The following is a 17,053-nucleotide window of genomic DNA, read 5'->3' on the forward strand; positions in this document are numbered from 1 at the left end:
GTTACTTCCAGCGCACGCGGTATTGGGTGAGCAGCGTCGCGACCAGCACCGCGATCAGCGATGCGGCGACGATCACGTCCGCGATATAGGTCGGCACGCCGATCGCGCGGCTCATCGTGTCCGCGCCGACCAGTACGCCCGCGACGAAGATCGCGGCGGCGAGCACACCCAACGGGTTCAGCGCCGCAAGCATCGCAATCACGATGCCGCTGTAGCCATAGCCTGGCGACATGTCGAGTGTCACGTAGCTGGTACGCCCCGCGACTTCGATCGCACCGGCCAGCCCGGCGAGTGCGCCGGACATCAGCGCCACCAGCACCACCGTGCGCGTGACCGGCACCCCCGCGAACGCAGCGGCCCGCGCATTCGCACCTACGGCACGGATGTCGAAGCCGATCACCGTGTATTTGAAGAGGGCCCAGACGATCACCGCCAGCGACGCCGCCCACAGCAGCCCGGTGTGCACCCGCGTCTGCGCGATGAGCTTGCCGAGCTCCAGGTCCGATTGCAGCGAGACGCTTTGCGGCCAGCCCATCGCGCTCGGGTCCTTCATCGGCCCGTCGAGCATCGCGGAGACGCCGAGCAGCACGATGAAGTTGATCAGCAGAGTGGTCACGACCTCGTCGACGCCCAGCTTGCTCTTCATCAGCGCCGGCCCAAGCAGGAGCAGGGCGCCCGCGATCGCCGCGGCCAGCATCATCAGCGGGAACAGCAGCCACACGGGCAGATCGAAGCCGGTGCCGCCGTGCATGCCGCCCACGGCCACGGCGGCCAGCGCACCTGCGTAGAGCTGGCCTTCGGCGCCGATGTTGAAGAGCCGCGCCTTGAAAGCCACCGTCGCGGCGAGCCCGGTGAGGATCAGCGGGATCGCGCGGGTGAGCGTCTCGCTCCACGCGAACACCGAGCCGAAGCCACCCTTGAGCAGCAGCGCGTAGGTGCGGCCCACCGGTGCGCCGGCCCAGAGCACGAGCAGCGTGCTCACCAGCAGCGTGAATGCGATCGCGCCGATCGGTGCAACCAGCAGTGCGGTGCGGGAGATCTCGTGGCGGCGCTCGAGCCTCATGCCTTCGATCCCGCCATCGCAAGGCCGATCGCTTCGCGCGTCCACGCCGAGGCGGCGCGCGGCTCACCGAGGTGACCGCCGTGCATCACCGCGACGCGGTCGCCGAGCGTCAGCACCTCGTCGAGATCGTCCGAAATCAGCAGCACCGCCGCGCCCGCATCGCGCGCCGCGACCAACTGCTGCTGCACATAGGCGACCGCACCGATGTCGAGGCCCCAGGTCGGCTGGTGCGCAACGATCAGCCGCGCGAGCCGGCTCTGCGCCGCCACCGATGCCGGTGCCAGCAGCGCGCGCCCGAGGATCAGCTTCTGCATGTTGCCGCCCGAAAGCGAGCGCGCTGGCGTTTCGAGTCCACCGCCGCGCACGTCGTAGGCCTTTTCGACCGCACGTGCATGCGCCTTCGCAGCACCGCGCCGGACCCAGAACCGCCAGCGTGAGAACGCGCGGCTGCGCAGCCGTTCGGAGACCGCGTTTTCCCACACCGGCAGATCACCGATGACGCCGACCGCATGGCGGTCTTCGGGGATGCGTGCGACGCCGCGCAGCACCAATCGCGCAGGCGAGGGCGGCAGGTCGCGCCCCATGAGCTTGACCGTGCCCGCGGTCGGGGGACGCGTGCCGCTGAGCAGTTCGGCCAGCGCAACCTGGCCGTTGCCGGAAACGCCCGCAATCGCGGTGATCTCGCCGCTGCGCAAGGTGAGGGTGACGTCCTGCAGGCGATCGTGTCCGTCGCCGTCGGTGCGCACATGGTCCAGCACGCACACCGCATCGCCGATGCGTTTGGCGGGGCTTCGCGACGTGCCTTCGATGGCGTGTCCGACCATCCAGAGTGCGAGTTCGGCCTGCGTGGTGTCTCGGGTGTGCGTCTCGGCGACCAGCTTGCCACCGCGCAACACCGCGATGCGATGCGACACGCGCATCACCTCCGCAAGCTTGTGGCTGATGAAGATGATTGACAGCCCTTGCGCGACCATCTGCGACAGGGTGCCGAACAGCGCCTCGCTTTCCTGCGGCGTGAGCACTGCGGTCGGCTCGTCAAGGATCAGGATGCGCGCATCGCGGTAGAGCGCCTTGAGGATTTCCACGCGCTGCCGCTCGCCGACCGACAGGGTTCCGACCAGTGCGTCCGGCTGGACCGGCAGGCCGAAACGCTGTGCCACGTCCATGAGCTTGGCTCGTGCTGCAGAACGCCGCGAGAACGGCTGCCAGAGCGATTCCGTGCCCATCAGCACGTTGTCGAGCACGCTGAGGTTGTCAGCCAGCGTGAAGTGCTGATGCACCATGCCGATGCCCGCAGCCAGCGCTGCTTTGGGATTGCCCGGCGCGAGCGGCCGGCCGAAGGCTTCGATATGCCCCGCATCGGCGACGTAGTGCCCAAACAGGATCGACATCAGCGTGGACTTGCCCGCGCCGTTTTCCCCGAGCAATGCGAGCACCTCGCCGGGCTGCAGGTCGAGCGAGATGTCGTCGTTGGCCACCAGCGCTCCGAAGCGCTTGGTGATGCCGCGCAATGACAGGACCGTCACTGGCGGCTTCCTGTGCCGCTCACTTGGCTGTGGATTTCGGTTGGCTGTCGTCCACCTTCACCGTGAACTTGCCGGAGAGGATCTCGGCTTCCCTGGCCTTGACCTTGGCCACGATGTCGGCCGGGACCTTCTTCTCGAAGGTGCCGAGCGGCGCGAGTTCGGAGCCCTTGTACTTCATCATCGAGTACTGGCCGTAGTCCTCCGCCGTGAACTTGCCTTCCTTGACCAGCTTGATCGCACGGTCGGCGGAGGGCTCGAAGTTCCACAGGGCCGACGCGGCCACGGTGTCGGGATATTTGTCCTGCGTGTTGATCACGTTGCCGATCGCGAGCTTGCCGCGCTCCTTGGCCGCATCGCTCACACCGAAGCGCTCGGCATACATCACGTCGGCGCCCTTGTCGATCATCGCGAAGGCGGCTTCCTTGGCCTTTGGTGGATCGAACCAGCTGTTGATGAAGCTCACGCTGAACTCGACCTTCGGATTCACTTCCTTCGCGCCGGCCATGAAGGCATTCATCAGCCGGTTGACCTCGGGAATCGGAAAGCCGCCGACCATGCCGATCTTGTTCGTCTTGGTCAGACCGCCTGCGACCATGCCCGAAAGGTAGGCCGGCTCCTGGATGTAGTTGTCGAAGACCGAGAAGTTCGGCGCCTGTGGCTTGAGCGACGAGCCCATCACGAAGGCTGTTTTCGGGAAGTCCTTCGCGACCTTGCGCGCGGCGGCCTCGACGCCAAAGACTTCGCCGAAGATGAGCTGGTTGCCCGCCTGCGCGTATTCGCGCATCACGCGTTCGTAGTCGGCATTGGCGACGTTCTCCGTCGCGGTGTATTCGATCTCGCCGCGCGCCTCGGCCGCCTTCAGCGCCTTGTGGATGCGCCCGACCCATTGCTGCTCGAACGGCACGGTGTACACCGCCGCCACCTTGAGCTTGGCCTGCGCAAGCGCGAGACCCGGTGCACCGGCCGCGAGCGCGGCGGCAAGGGCGACTGAACGGACGATCATCTGGCGGCGATGGGACACAGGCTTCTCCTCTTGGGTTGGAAATTATTTGGTGCCAAAAATTCTGTCGCCCGCATCTCCCAGGCCCGGCAGGATGTAGCCGTGGCTGTTGAGCTCGCGGTCGATCGCGGCGGTGTAGATCGGCACGTCCGGATGCGCTTCCTGCATGGTCTTGACCCCCTCGGGGCAGGTCAGCAGGCAGACGAACTTGATCGACTTCGGGTTGAGTTCCTTCAGGCGCTCCACTGCCGCGACAGCCGAATTGCCGGTGGCGAGCATCGGGTCGACCACGATCGCATCGCGCTCTTCCATCTCGCCCGGCATCTTGAAGTAGTACTCGACCGCGGTCAGCGTCTTCGGGTCGCGGTACAGGCCGATGTGCCCCACGCGCGCACCCGGGATCACGCTCAGCATGCCGTCGAGGATGCCGGTGCCCGCGCGCAGGATCGACACCAGCACCACCTTCTTGCCGTCGATGACCTTGGCGTGCATGGTCTCCAGCGGCGTCTCGATCTCGATGTCCTGCATGGCCATGTCGCGCGTGACCTCGTAGGCCATCAACATGCTGATCTCATTGAGGAGCCGCCGGAAGCTGTTGGTGCTGGCCTCCTTGCGGCGCATGAGCGTGAGCTTGTGCTGGACGAGGGGATGGTCGAGGAGGTGGACGTTGCTCATGATGATTCGAGGCGCGCCAGGGCGCTCTTGTCGTTGTGAAAAAGGTGTTGAAGTCTAGAAGACGGTGCCGTCGCTCACGATCCGCAATGGTGGTGCACCGTCACGCAAGCGCTGTGCCATCACCCGGCCGGCGGCCCAGGTGCCGCCTTCGAGCATGCGTGCAAGGGGCAGTTCGTCTTCCTTGCGGCCGAGCACTTTGCGCACCACGGGCACGAGTTCGTCGAGCAGGGCGATCGTCAGTGCGCGCCACTCGACGATGAATTCGTCGCCCACTTTCCACTCCCGTGCGAGGAAGGCGGGGTCCTTGGGCACGATCAGGCCGCTGTCGATCAGCAGGCCGCCGTTGCGGTATTCGGGCAGCGCCGTCAGCGCATCGACCTGTCGCACCTTCACGCCAGCCCATTCGAAGGGTTCGAGCAGCGAGTAGGTGAGCCACTGCGAGAGCTTGTGGAAGGGCATCCAGCCATTGGTCAACCCCGGTCCCTGCACGGCGCTGTGGCGCCAGCAGTCACCCAGCGCGAAGGCGGGGTCGCCGGTGCCGGCAGCGTCGCTGCCATCGGCGGCGATGCTGTCGACCGCGTTGGAGGCCGGCCAGATGGCGGACAGCGAATCGAGCAGCAGCGAAAGAATGTCGTGCGCCCGGATCTCGGCGGTCGGCGGTGCGACCGGACCGTGAGGCGAGACCAGTGCATCGAAGATGCCGCCGGGCCGGCCGTCGTCGCCGAAGTATTCCGGCTGCTCGCTCATCGCCTCGCCGAGGCGCCGCAGCAGCGTCGCACGGCCGGCGAGGCCCACCAGCGGGTTGAAGGAGCTGACCTGAAACGCATCACCGAGCCGGTCGGTGACCAGCGCACGCAAGCCGGCCGCATCGGCCTGGAACGGATGCGCCGGATTGGACGAGAACAGCCCACTCGTGAACGCATGGAAGCTCGCAACGCCCAGGCCTTCGGAGCGGGTGTAGCGCTGGCCGGTGGCCGGTTCGACGTAGTGCCAGTCCGGTCCGGCGCCGGCATCGAGCAGGACGCTCACCAGTACCAGGTCGATGTGGGCGCGGGCGCGCTGGGTGGCGTCGATCGGCCCCAGCAGGTCGTCCAGCATCTTCACGCGGTTGATGCCACCCGCCTCGAAGTGCCGCCAGCGGCTGTGATAGGGGATCGGGTTCCACGGATAGCGGTCGCGCGTGACTTCCCCGATGGTGCGCGCGGTGTCTTCCAGCGCATCGGCGTTGCCGATGGTGAACCACTTCGATTCGCCGGCACGCGCACGTGCCAGCAGCATCGCAGCCCGACTGCGGATCGCGGTGGTGGTGCGCAGGTAGGCTGCCGCGCCGGCCGGCTGGTCGGTGTCGAGTTCGAACTCGACAGTGGGATCAACATGGCCCTCTGCATCCGCGCTCTGCACGGCTGCGTTGCGCGTCGGGCGATCCGGATTCAGCCCGTAGTTGTCCTTGCTCATTGATCGAGCCCCCGGCCTTTGGCCTTCTTGAGCTCCTCGGCGTCGGGCACCACGCCGGGCGTGAAGTAGCCGGCGGCCATCTTGGCGTCCATCTCGACGCGCGCGTCCGCGGGGATCAGCTCATCGGGGATGTTGATGCGTTCGCCGATCTCGATGCCCGAGCCGACGATGGCGTCGAACTTCATGTTGCTCATCGAAACCAGCCGGTGGATCTTGCGGATGCCGAGCCAGTGGAAGACGTCGGGCATCAGTTCCTGGAAGCGCATGTCCTGCACACCAGCCACGCATTCGGTGCGGGCGAAATACTGGTCGGCGGTGTCGCCGCCCACCTGGCGCTTGCGCGCGTTGTAGACCAGGAACTTGGTCACTTCGCCGAGCGCGCGACCTTCCTTGCGCGAGTAGGCGATCAGGCCCACGCCGCCGCGCTGCGCGCCGCGGATGCACTCCTCGATGGCGTGCGTGAGGTAAGGGCGGCAAGTGCAGATGTCGGAGCCGAAGACGTCCGAGCCGTTGCACTCGTCGTGGATGCGCGCGGTGAGCTCGACTTCCGGGTTCGCGAGATCGCGCGGGTTGCCGAAGATGTAGAGCGTCTGCCCGCCGATGGGCGGCAGGAAGACTTCCAGGTCGGACCGGGTGACAAGCTCGGGGTACATGCCCCCGGTCTCTTCGAAGAGCACGCGTCGCAGATCGGTTTCGGAGCATCCGAAGCGCTTGGCCACGCCGGGCAAGTACCACACGGGTTCGATCGCGGCTTTGGTGACCATCGCGGCCCCACCCGGCGTGAGGAACTTGCCGTCGGCCTGGAGGCGGCCCTTGTGCAGTGCCTCGATGACTTCCGGAAGGATGACGTGCGCCTTCGTGATCGCGATCGTCGGGCGGATGTCGTACCCGGCCGCGAGCTCTGTCGAAAAGACATCGGCGACCAATGCGCCCCACGGATCGAGCGAGACGATGCGCCCGGGCTCGCTCCACTGCGGATAGGGGCCGATCGCATCGGTCGGCGCGGTGTTGGTCAGGTCGGCCTTGTGATTCGGCGACAGCGCACCGGCGGCCACGGCCAGCGCGCGATAGACGCTGTACGAACCACTGTGCGTGCCGATCACGTTGCGATGCGCGCGCTTGGTGGTGGTGCCGACGACGGGCCCGCGCTCGGCAGGCGTCGCGGCGCCCCACTGGATCGGCAGCGAACCAGAAAGTCCGGCGTGCGACGTCAGTCGGATGTGCTTGCGTGGCGAGGATGAACCGGTCGCCGGGGCGGCCGCTGCGTCAGGGGAGGGCTCGGGAGACGCGGAAGAAACGGAGGAAGAGGATGGAGTCGGAACGGTGTCAACAGACATTGCAGGCCCTCAAAAAACAAAATGTATCGAGGGCTTTCCCAACTGGCAAGCCGGTGCATACGCCATTCGCCGTAGGGCGGGATGGCGTGGTGGCGGCCTCTAGGAGATGCGCAGGAGCCGGTCCAGCGCGAGCGTGCCGCCGCCGCGTCCTGCAAGGTAGAGCAGCAACGCAGCCCACGAGAGATGCGTGGGCCAGGCGTCGGGGTAGACGAAGACCTCGATCACCAGCGTCATGCCGAGCAGCGCGAGCGCGGAAAGCCGGGTGAACAGCCCCAGCACGAGCAGAACCGGAAACAAGTGCTCGGCATAGGCGGCCAGATGCGCGGCGATCTCGGGCGGAACGAGCGGGAGCTTGTATTCGGTACGGAAGAGTTCATAGGCGCCATCGGTGATGTGCAGAAAGCCATCGACCTTGGTCCGGCCGGACATGAAGAAGATCGCCGCGATGGCGAGGCGGCTTGCCAGCGCCAGTAAATCGTGGCTCACGAGACGTGTGAGTCCGGCGGCGATCCGGTTCCATCGCGCGATCAGTCCGTGCTCCTGCGCGTCGCGGCTGACCGTGGGGGAGGCGGTATGGGTGTTCATGGCGTTCTCTCTTCCATGGCTGAGTGAATCGGAGGGCGGGCGAAGGCGCCGGCGCGCAGCAGGCCTTCGAGCAGTGCGGCCAGATCGGCTTCGGGATCGACATCCAGCGCGCGCTCTGCGGCATCGGCGAGTGGCAAGCCGGTGGCGCAGGCATCGAGGAAGGCGCATGCGGCCTTGCTGATGGCGCACGACTGAATGGCATCAAGTGGGCGTGTGATCAATGCGCCTTCGCCACGCCAGATGAGTTCCGTCATGTCGGCCGCATTGCCGTCGGTGCGATTGCGCTGCCAGATCGTGAAGACCGGCTGATCGTGGAACCACGCCCAGCGAGCGGCCGGGTGCGGCGTCAGGACGAGCCGGGCCAGCGCGTCGGGTTCGTGGCGAGCGAACCATGCGGCGTCGAGCGGGGCCGCATCGGCAGCCACGTGGGCTTCGCTCCACATCGCATCCAGTCGCGCGACACCTGCGAGGTAGGGGAGGTCGGAGGCAGGCTCGAAGCTCGCAAGAAAGCCGGGGAACGCGCTGCCATAGTTCACGAGCCGGCCGTCGCGCGGCGGCCCTTCGGCCACGTGAAGCGCAGCCGCTGCGCGGAACCAATCGCTGCCGACCAGCTGCGCGACCGCCGGGAAGTTGGCTTCGAGCGAATCGACGCAGCCTTTCATCACCGTGTTGCGATAGACCGCGAACGCCGGCTGTGCGACGAGCGCTTGCACGGCCGGGTCCGCGATGCCGCCTCCGGCATACAGCGCGGTGGCGAAGGCCGACTGGAATTGGGTGTGGGCGGATGTCATGCCGCGATCTCCTCGCCGCGCATCACGCGCAGGAGTTCGCCTTCGGCGTGTGTGCGCTCGGCCATCAGTTCATCGAAGCCGGGAACGTTGCCGTCACGCTCGATCAGCGTTGGCCGCGCCCCCGCGCGCTCGATGAAACGGCGGTAGAGCCGCCAGACTTCCGGCGCGATCGGCGCGTCGTGCGAATCGATCAGCAGTGCCGGACCCAGATTCGGGTCGTTCGAGTGGCCCGCCAGATGGATCTCGCTGACTCGCGATGCGGGAAAGCGACCCAGCCAGTCGTCAGCCTCGAAGCCGAGGTTGCGCGCAGACACATGCACGTTGTTGATGTCGAGCAGCAGCGTGCAGCCGGTCTGCCGCGCGATCTCATCGAGGAAGTCGATCTCGTCCCATTCGTGCGTCGCGATGCGCAGGTAGTGCGACGGGTTTTCGATCGCGATCGGCCGCTTCAGCGCCGCCTGAACGCGTTCGATGTTGCGCACGATGCAGTGCAGCGCTTCGTCCGTGCGCGGAAACGGCAGCAGGTCTGGAAAGTACCGGCCGTCCCATCGCGACCAGGCCAGGTGCTCGGACACCAGCGCGGGCTCGATGCGGCGCTCCAGCGCGGCCAGGCGCTGAAGCTGCGGTACGTCCGGTTCGGCATCCGACGCGAGCGAGAGCGATACGCCGTGCAGCGACACCGGATGCCGCTCGCGAATCGCCTCCAGCCAGGCGATGCGGGGGCCGCCGTCCACCATGTAGTTCTCAGGATGGACCTCGAACCACAGTCCTTCGGCAGTGGCAGATGCCGCCGCATCGAAATGCTGTGGCTTGAGGCCAAGCCCTGCGGTGATCGTGGCGGACATGGTGGTGGCCTTCGACGGCGATCAGGACTTCATCGGCGTCAGCGAGCCCATGCCCTTGGGCGTCTTGATCGAAGTGCAGGTGCCGACAGGCACGTTTCTCCAGGAGTTGCCCTGGTAGTCCATCTTCGAAGTGCCCGCACAGGTGGTGCCGGGGCCGGCCGCGCAGTCGTTCTTGCCGGCCATCGAGACGCCGTAGCACTTCTCGACCTTGGCCATCGAGTCATCCATCGGCTTCTTGTCCTGCGCCATGGCGGACGAGGCGGCGAGGGCGCCGAGTGCGAGTGCGGTGATTGCGAGGGGACGAGTGATCATTGCGTGCTCCTGTGCTTGAGTGGTTGTTCAACCGCACCGCCTGGCGCGGTCGTCTCTACTTCGCAGTCCGCTCGCGGGGAGTTACAGCGCGCGGCACAATCCGGCCGATTTCTTTTTTTGCATGGCCCTGTAACCAGGTGAGCTGAAAGCACGAATGACCAGTGGGAATCCGCAGCCCAGGAACGACGCCGAGCAGGCGCTGCATGCGCTCTTCATGCGCGGGCTCGATGGCGATGCCGCGGCCTATCACGCCTTCCTGCAGAAGCTGAGCGTGCACCTTCGTGCCTATCTCGCGAGGCGGCTGTTCGGATGGCCCGATGAAGTGGAAGATCTCGTTCAGGAATGCCTTCTCGCCATGCACAACCAGCGCCACACCTACCAGAGCGACCAGCCGCTGACGGCGTGGGTGCATGCGATTGCGCGCTACAAGATGATCGATCTGCTGCGCGCCAAGTCCGCACGCGAGGCGCTGCACGAGCCGCTGGACGATGACCTCGCAGTCTTTGCCGAATCGGCCAACGAGGCCAGCGATGCGCGGCGGGACCTCGCCGGTCTGCTCGACACGCTGCCGGACCGGCACCGCCTGCCGATCGTCCACGTCAAGCTCGAAGGCCTCTCGGTGGCGGAGACGGCGAAGCTCACCGGCATGTCGGAATCGGCGGTCAAGGTGGGCATCCATCGCGGCCTGAAGGCACTCGCGCTGAAGATCAAGGAGGCGATCTGATGAAGACCGACGACCTGATCTCGATGCTTGCCGCCAGCGCAACGCCGGTTCCCAGGCACGTGGCAAGCCGGCGGCTGTCGACTGCCTTGCTGGTCGGTCTGCCGCTGTCCTTCGGCTTCATGCTCGTGGTGTTCGGGCTGCGGCGCGACCTGATGGAAGTGATGGAGCGGCCGATCTTCTGGGTGCGGTTTCTCTTTCCGATCTGCATCGCGGCCGGTGCCTATCTGATGGCCGAGCGACTGTCGCGGCCGGGCGTGCGGGTTCGCAAGGCATGGATCGGGCTGGCCTTGCCGCTGGCCGTGATCTGGAGCATCGCCGCCTATGTGCTGATGTCCGCACCGGCCGGGGAGCGTCCGGCGTTGGTCATGGGGCAGACCTGGCGCACGTGCACGGCCAACATCGCGTTTGTGGCGTTGCCGGTTTTCGTTACGGCGCTCGTCGCGCTCAAGGGGTTGGCACCGACGCGGCCGGCGCTGGCGGGTGCTGCCGCTGGGCTGATGGCCGGAGGGGCGGGCGCCGCGGTCTATGCGTTGCACTGCATCGAATTGGCGGCGCCGTTCTTTGCGGTCTGGTACGTGCTCGGCATCTCGGTGCCGGCGGCGGTGGGCGCGCTGATCGGTCGCCGCTTCCTGCGCTGGTGATTTCGCGCTCGCAGCGCGGGTCGCATCCGCCAGGCCATCTGCCGCTATCCATGCTGCGCAGAAGGCAGTGTCCCTCGGATTGTGGATTGACTTCAGGTGGTTCAGGGACAAAATTCCCGTCGCCGGTGGGTGCGTACCGGCTGGGATCGGCAAGTTCAAGAACTCAAAGGTAATGACGTATGCAGCCCCAATTCGTCACGCCACCCAAGATGACCGTGTCCTTGACGGACACCTGCAATCTCGACTGCGTTCATTGTTATGCCGACTGTGATCGGGACGCTTCGCCCGAAGAGCTTGGTATCGACGAATGGATCCGGTTCGTGGACTATCTCGTTGCCAACGACTTCATCGAGATCTATATCGAGGGCGGCGAGCCTGCGTTGAAAGCGGGATTCGAGCGTCTGCTTGCACATTGCGCGCGCAAGCTGATGACGATGGTGCGGACCCACGGAACGCTTCTCGATGCCGCTGCGGCCGAGCGCTGGAAGGGGTTTGGTGTCGGTCGGGTTTTTGTAGATGTCATGGGCGCAAGCGCCCACACGCACGATGCGCTGACCGGCTTGACCGGCAGCTTTGACAAGTCTTGTAACGCGGTACGGCATCTCGTGGATACGGGCATTCCGGTCGACATGCTGATCATCATGCACCGCCGCAACGTCGACGAATTGCCGGACTACCTGCAACTCGCCAAGGCGCTCGGTGCGGAGCGGGTAGGGCTGTTGCGTCTCTATCCCTTGGGCCGGGCGAAGCGGCGATGGAGCGAACTGGCCCTATCACTGGAAGAGCAGGAGGCCGCTGTGGCTGCATTGCAGCCGCCCGAAGGGCTCAAGCTCATGCAGTCGTGGCACCCCAACGATGCCAATTGCTGCTGGCAGGCGGCCACCGTGAATGCACGCGGCGATTCGATCGGTTGCCCCTACCTGCGCGAGTACGTGAATTTCGGAAACATCCGTTCGACCGAATTCATGGATACATGGCACAACAACGCGCTCTATCGCCAATTGCGATCGGGCCGTGTCGAGCAATCCTCCTGCAGCGATTGCCATGGCACCGAGGGTACGCGCGGGGGATGCCGTTCGACGGCCTACGCCTTCCACGGCAGATGGACCGCGCTCGATCCGTTTTGTCATCACAGCAACCGCGGAGTGAAACTCGATGTCCTCCCCATCCGCTTGCTACAGGCGAGCCCCTGACTTGCGCGTTCGGCCAGTGCCCGAATTGGGCTACTGCCTGGTCTTCACGCCTGATCGGCCGAAGCTCTACACATTGAACGTGGCGGCGTGGTTGCTCCTGGAACTCTGCGACGGGCAAGACAGGGATGTACTGGAATCCGAGTTTCGCCAGGTCTATGAGGAGCAGGGCGCGGGTGCGGGCAATGCTCCCAATGTGCGATTCATCATCGAGGACCTCGAAGACAAGGGGATCCTCCTGCGTCAACCCACGGAGAAGGAAGCACCATGACCGATCGCAAATCTCTCGAAGCCGCCAAGAAGCTTGTTCGTGGAGGTGCCGCCGGTGCGCCTCCGAGTGCCGAAGTCTTTGTCCCTGAGATCCGGTCCAACATCAAATGGACGCCGACGACGAGTTCAGTGACGGCCTTCAGGCCAGAGGCAGCGATCCTTCTCGTCTGGCGCTATGGCGTCCCATTTAAGGACCTTGATGGCCTTCACAGCTGGCTGGCAACGCACGAGGTGGGCATGGCAAATCTTTGCACCACCTCGACAAGCAACAAGGTCGCGTACCTTGGAACATATCTCCATGTCGATACAGGTGCGCCGCGATACCAGACGATGTGGGGCCTGGTCGATGAAGCCGCCGAGCAGGCCTATCTGCTCCCGGCGTTGCAGGGCTCGCAACAGTTCTTCGACTTGGTAAAGACGCTGCGCGGCTACTGGTGTCGCGATCCGAATGCAACGGACCATCGCCTCGGCCAGGCTCGCAACTACATGACCCTGAACACGCTCCCGATCAACAGCGCCTTCTGGGATGTGACCTATCAGGCGCGCAACGACCTGCCGATTCCTTGAGGTGGCCAAAATGATCTCGTTCAAGATCGCGTGGAGTTACTCAAATCTGCCCGACATGCCGCCCGACGTGATCGAGCGCATGAAGCGTCTTTATTTCGAAGATGCAGGGCTGCAATGGGGGTATGTGGTCAAGGGCTGGCCGGACGGTTTGAAACTACCGGATGGATCTCCCTTTGAGGAACTGACGATCGAAGTGAGCTTCCAGGTGTTCAAGGGCGCAGGTGCCGAAGCGGTTGCCCGAGTCCCTGGGGACCAGATCCTTCGAACCGCCGTGTCGGCGTCGCAGCCCATGCCTTTTCCATACGCAGCCAAGATGCAGGTGGACCTCGATGATCTTGACAAGCTGCTGAACGACAGGGAGCGCTTCTTCGATTCGATCGTTCACGAAGTCGGCCATGTACTGGGCATCGGCACGAGCTGGGAAGGGCAAGGGGGAGGGCCGGTGCTGGTCCGCCTCGATCCGGAAATCAAGTACTCGACGAGCGGCTCGGCCGTGGCGATGCCGAAGCGCAGCAAGGTCGCCATGTACATTGGACCGAATGCCCGAGCTGCATACGGGCAGGTCAAGGGGGTGGGCGGCTCTCCGGAGGTGCCTCTGGATACAGAGTACGCAGGATCGACGCGGGCTTTCCATTGGAGCGAGGAGGACTTGAAGTACGAAATCATGTCTTCCAGACTGGACGATCCGACAGTTGGTGTAGGAGCTGTCGGTGGAAGCAATGTGATCAGCGCCGTGAGCGCGGGTGCGCTGGCAGATCTTGGCTATGTGGTTGACATGAGCGGAGCGCAACCGCTTCCCTGACGCCCTAACTCGACTTGGCATGGGCGTCGAGCAAGCGAAGCTGCTCGATCGCCCGCCTTTCGACGCTTCCCGCCCCCTGGGTCCGGGCAAGTTCAAGTGCGGTGTTCGTTGCGGACCGGGCAAGCGATATGTCAGCGCCCGCCGCGTGCAGGAGCTGCCCCTGGAGCCGGCGCAGTTCGGCCGTGTAGAAGTACCCGTCGGCCACTAGCGAATTGTCGAGGGCGAGGCCGATCGTTTCGAGCGCACGGCTGGCATTCCCCACGGCTGCGTAGCATTCTGCGAGCAGCGCGAGCGACGACGCCTCAAACAGTTTGGAGCCCGTCGCCCGATAGGCAGTCAAGCCCTCTTGCAGAGCCAACAGCCCGGTTGTGTGCCGTCCGAGTTGCACAAGGGCCCAGCCCCGCAAGATCGAACCCCACGAGGACCAGTAGGGCATTCCGTGCTTCAAGGCGAGTTCTGTGCCCTCCATGGCTAGTTCGAGAGCATGTTCAGGCTCGTTCAGCAGGCAGCGGACCTTGGCCGACATGATGAGGGCGTACGCCAGAGGAAGCGGTACCTGGAGTTCGCGGGCAAGGTCCAATCCTTCGCGACTGCTTCGCAATGCATGATCCGGATTGCCGGCTAGACATTCAAGCAGGGCCGTATTGACGAATCCGACAACCCAGGGATGCGCCCCTTGCGTGCGCACATGTTCCCGAGCCTGTATGCGGTCGAAGAGCGCCAGCACGATGGAGAGGTGCTCGGCACCAGCCTTGATCTGGCCATTGCAGAAGAGTGACCAGCCCAGGCAGCGGTGCGATTGGGCACGCCAGAGTGGGTCACCCCTCTCCTCGGCGATAGCGACAAGGTCAAGGCCCAGCGCGACGGCGGGTCGCAACATTCCGCGTACTTGGTAGAAACCATGCAGCCCCATGAGTGCGGAATACAACTGTTCCGTGTCGCCCAGCGATTGGCAGAGAGAGTGCGAGCGTGCAAATGCTTCCTCGACCTCCGGCGCGGCATAGCCGTGAGTGGCAGTGAGCGCAGAGCCGAGCGTGGTGAGGCATCTGACCTCCCTCGCGACTTGCTTGTCTCTATCGGGAAGCAGTTCCAGTTGTTGCAAAGCCAACCGCAAGTGAGCTGACGCCTCGACATCTGCCGAAGCTTCCAGTGCACGCTGCCCGGCCCGAAACCAGAAGTCGCAGGCAGATTCGGACTTTCCTGCTGCCGCATAGTGGCGAGCGGCCAGTTCAGGGTGACGATCGATCAAGTCTTCGAAATGTGCGACCAGGACGGTCGCTGCGCGCAGGTGGTAGTCGGCCCGTCGAGCCTTCAGTAGTGACAAATAGGCCGCTTCCTGCACGAGCACATGCTTGAACGCGAAGGTCGCATTGGGCGGCACGCCCCTCTGGAACAGCAGCTCGGCCTCGACGAGTTCTTCTATTGCCTCTTGCAGCCGATCGTCGTCCATGTCCGATACGAGCCGGATCAGTGCATAGCTGAACTCGCGGCCAAGCACCGATGCCAGTTGCGCAATCGATTTCGCGACGTTCAGGTAGTCGAGCCTGGCGGTCAGGGAGCCGCGCAAGGTCTCCGGAATGCTCAGCGAAGCGGTGTCGGACTGCGACGACAGCGACTCCCACCCCTCGCTGCTCCGCGCTTCAAGCAGCATCTTCGTCAGCTCTTCGATGAACAGGGGGACTCCATCGCTGCGAGCCGCGATTCGCTCCAGAACCTCGCTTGGTAGTCCTGCAGCTCCGGCAACGCTCTGCGCCATGCTGCGTGCCTGGGCCGGACTTAGCCTGGAAAGTGCCAGTTCGTCGAACCAGGGTTGGGCGTGCCAAGGAGGAAGGAATTCGGGGCGGTAGGTCAACAGGATAAGAACTCTGCGGGATTGAACGCGCTCCAGGATCAGCCCGAGAAAATCCAAAGTCGATGCATCGGCCCAGTGCAAATCCTCGATGGCCAGTGCGACAGGTACGTCGGCATTGGTCCCGAGTACCCACTGAACAAGCCATTCGAGCGTGCGCTCACGTTGAGCTCTGGCTGAGTCTTCCGGGACGGGCGCGCTGTCCATTGGCAGCGCGAGCAAGTTCCCGATGAGGGGCAACGCATCGGGGGTCGGCACGCTACGGGACGCAAAAGCCGCGCGCAGCGCGGCGGCCTGCTCGGCGGACGATTGTTCGCGATCAAGGCCGAGGTCGCGTTGCAGCAGGTCCATCAGCGGATAGAGGGCACTATTGGCGAACTGCTCTTGACACTGAGTGGTCAGCACGCGGCTGTCCGTCCGGTCAAGCCGGGATAGGAACGCATGCAGCAGACGTGATTTGCCGATGCCAGGCTCGCCCCGGATCAAGACAACTTGTCCGTGTCCTTGGCATGCGAGCTTCCATCGTTGTTCAGACAGGCTGAGTTCTTCACTGCGGCTGATCAGGGGCACAAGCGCCCGGCTGTCGAACTGTTCAACCGTGCTGGCAGGTCCGCGCTGCTGGATGATCCGGAATACTTTGACGGGCCGCGGCAGTCCCTTCAAATTCATCGGGCCGAGCGGCTGAACTTCAAACCTGTGCTCGACGAGACGGATCGTGGTTGCGCTGACGTACAGGTTGCCCGGCGGGGCCAGATCTTGCAGTCGCTTTGCTACGTTCGGTGTTTGCCCGATGACGCGGGGGCTGGGATGTCCTTCCGCGTCCGACTCGCCCGCGACCACTTCGCCGGTATCGACGCCGATATGCACGCTCAGGCGCTGACCTAACCGGTCCCCGAGCTGCGTGACTGCTGAGATGATCTCCAGCGCCGCGAATATGGCGCGGAGCGCATCATCATCGTGCGCGGAGGGATATCCAAAATAGACACGCAGGGAGTCGCCTTCCTCCCGGTCGACGTAGGCCCGATAGCGCTTGAACGTCGAATTGCAAAGATCGAAATAGGCGGCAATCAACTCGCCAAAGTCTTCGGCATCCATCCGTGCGGACAGTGCCGTGGAATCAACGAGATCGCAGAACAGGATCGTCAGTTGACGCCTCTCCCGGTGCGGAACGAGCATGGCGTCCTCGGACTGCCGAGTCGGTGGGAGGCTGGGCAAAGGTTGTCCGCACTGTCCGCAATAGCGGAACTCCGCCGGCGAGCCGAACCCGCACGCAACGCAGATCATGCCCTGCGACATACGTCGGAGCGCGTTGGAGAAGGCGGCACGGCGCCGGCAGCCATGACGGCGGGGTATTGCCGGGCGCGCATCCACGGGTCTTGGGCGGACACTTCACCTCCGAAACCCTACTGATGAGCGAGCCA

17 protein-coding genes are annotated in these 17,053 nt (G+C 64.6%); 6 read left to right on the top strand and 11 right to left on the bottom strand.

Annotated features, from left to right (window positions below):
- Position 1: 1 nt before the first annotated feature.
- From FHW64_RS02945 to FHW64_RS02990, 10 genes are all read right to left on the bottom strand, one after another.
- Positions 2-1,063, bottom strand: coding sequence for an ABC transporter permease (locus FHW64_RS02945; RefSeq protein WP_184522905.1), 1,062 nt, complete (start codon positions 1,061-1,063; stop codon positions 2-4).
- Positions 1,060-2,589 carry an ABC transporter ATP-binding protein gene (locus FHW64_RS02950; protein WP_184522907.1) on the bottom strand — a complete coding sequence of 510 codons (1,530 nt, stop codon included), beginning with the start codon at positions 2,587-2,589 and terminating at the stop codon, positions 1,060-1,062. The genes FHW64_RS02945 and FHW64_RS02950 overlap by 4 nt, the downstream gene beginning before the upstream one ends.
- Before the next feature lie 19 nt (positions 2,590-2,608).
- Positions 2,609-3,592, bottom strand: a complete 984-nt coding sequence (locus tag FHW64_RS02955; RefSeq protein ID WP_184524217.1) for a BMP family protein — start codon at positions 3,590-3,592, stop codon at positions 2,609-2,611.
- A 42-nt stretch (positions 3,593-3,634) separates the two neighbouring features.
- The gene (upp, locus tag FHW64_RS02960; protein WP_184522909.1) at positions 3,635-4,264 is read right to left on the bottom strand and encodes a uracil phosphoribosyltransferase; all 630 of its coding nucleotides are present in this window, start codon (positions 4,262-4,264) and stop codon (positions 3,635-3,637) included.
- 54 nt (positions 4,265-4,318) lie between these two features.
- Positions 4,319-5,719 carry a URC4/urg3 family protein gene (locus tag FHW64_RS02965; protein ID WP_184522911.1) on the bottom strand — a complete coding sequence of 467 codons (1,401 nt, stop codon included), beginning with the start codon at positions 5,717-5,719 and terminating at the stop codon, positions 4,319-4,321.
- The gene (locus tag FHW64_RS02970) at positions 5,716-7,056 is read right to left on the bottom strand and encodes a GTP cyclohydrolase II (RefSeq protein WP_184522913.1); all 1,341 of its coding nucleotides are present in this window, start codon (positions 7,054-7,056) and stop codon (positions 5,716-5,718) included. The genes FHW64_RS02965 and FHW64_RS02970 overlap by 4 nt, the downstream gene beginning before the upstream one ends.
- Positions 7,057-7,155: 99 nt before the next feature.
- Positions 7,156-7,641: a DoxX family protein gene (locus FHW64_RS02975; RefSeq protein WP_184522915.1), complete on the bottom strand. Its 486-nt coding sequence runs from the start codon at positions 7,639-7,641 to the stop codon at positions 7,156-7,158.
- Positions 7,638-8,432 (bottom strand): DNA-binding domain-containing protein, encoded by a 795-nt coding sequence (locus FHW64_RS02980; RefSeq protein ID WP_184522916.1) that lies wholly within the window; start codon positions 8,430-8,432, stop codon positions 7,638-7,640. The genes FHW64_RS02975 and FHW64_RS02980 overlap by 4 nt, the downstream gene beginning before the upstream one ends.
- On the bottom strand, positions 8,429-9,277 hold the full coding sequence (locus FHW64_RS02985) for a DUF692 domain-containing protein (protein ID WP_184522918.1): 849 nt from the start codon (positions 9,275-9,277) through the stop codon (positions 8,429-8,431). Before FHW64_RS02985 ends, FHW64_RS02980 begins: the two co-directional genes overlap by 4 nt.
- Before the next feature lie 21 nt (positions 9,278-9,298).
- Positions 9,299-9,589 carry a DUF2282 domain-containing protein gene (locus tag FHW64_RS02990; RefSeq protein ID WP_184522920.1) on the bottom strand — a complete coding sequence of 97 codons (291 nt, stop codon included), beginning with the start codon at positions 9,587-9,589 and terminating at the stop codon, positions 9,299-9,301.
- A gap of 154 nt (positions 9,590-9,743) precedes the next feature.
- Here FHW64_RS02990 and FHW64_RS02995 point away from each other — a divergent pair, with 154 nt between their 5' ends.
- From FHW64_RS02995 to FHW64_RS03020, 6 genes are all read left to right on the top strand, one after another.
- Positions 9,744-10,313, top strand: coding sequence for a sigma-70 family RNA polymerase sigma factor (locus tag FHW64_RS02995; protein WP_184522922.1), 570 nt, complete (start codon positions 9,744-9,746; stop codon positions 10,311-10,313).
- Positions 10,313-10,954, top strand: a complete 642-nt coding sequence (locus tag FHW64_RS03000) for a DUF1109 domain-containing protein (protein WP_184522924.1) — start codon at positions 10,313-10,315, stop codon at positions 10,952-10,954. The genes FHW64_RS02995 and FHW64_RS03000 overlap by 1 nt, the downstream gene beginning before the upstream one ends.
- A gap of 179 nt (positions 10,955-11,133) precedes the next feature.
- Positions 11,134-12,147 (top strand): radical SAM protein, encoded by a 1,014-nt coding sequence (locus FHW64_RS03005; RefSeq protein WP_184522926.1) that lies wholly within the window; start codon positions 11,134-11,136, stop codon positions 12,145-12,147.
- Between the two features lies 1 nt (position 12,148).
- Complete coding sequence (locus tag FHW64_RS03010; RefSeq protein WP_184522928.1) at positions 12,149-12,415, top strand: hypothetical protein; 267 nt, start codon at positions 12,149-12,151, stop codon at positions 12,413-12,415.
- The gene (locus FHW64_RS03015; RefSeq protein WP_184522930.1) at positions 12,412-12,981 is read left to right on the top strand and encodes a hypothetical protein; all 570 of its coding nucleotides are present in this window, start codon (positions 12,412-12,414) and stop codon (positions 12,979-12,981) included. The genes FHW64_RS03010 and FHW64_RS03015 overlap by 4 nt, the downstream gene beginning before the upstream one ends.
- Before the next feature lie 10 nt (positions 12,982-12,991).
- A complete protein-coding gene (locus tag FHW64_RS03020) occupies positions 12,992-13,783 on the top strand; it encodes a hypothetical protein (protein ID WP_184522932.1) in 792 nt (263 codons plus the stop codon).
- A 4-nt stretch (positions 13,784-13,787) separates the two neighbouring features.
- On the opposite strand, the gene FHW64_RS03025 is transcribed toward FHW64_RS03020, so the two are convergent.
- The gene (locus FHW64_RS03025; RefSeq protein WP_184522934.1) at positions 13,788-16,808 is read right to left on the bottom strand and encodes an AAA family ATPase; all 3,021 of its coding nucleotides are present in this window, start codon (positions 16,806-16,808) and stop codon (positions 13,788-13,790) included.
- Positions 16,809-17,053: the final 245 nt, after the last annotated feature.

Origin of the sequence: Variovorax sp. Sphag1AA, assembly GCF_014192575.1 — a bacterium.
In the GTDB taxonomy this organism is placed as follows: Bacteria; Pseudomonadota; Gammaproteobacteria; order Burkholderiales; family Burkholderiaceae_C; genus Variovorax.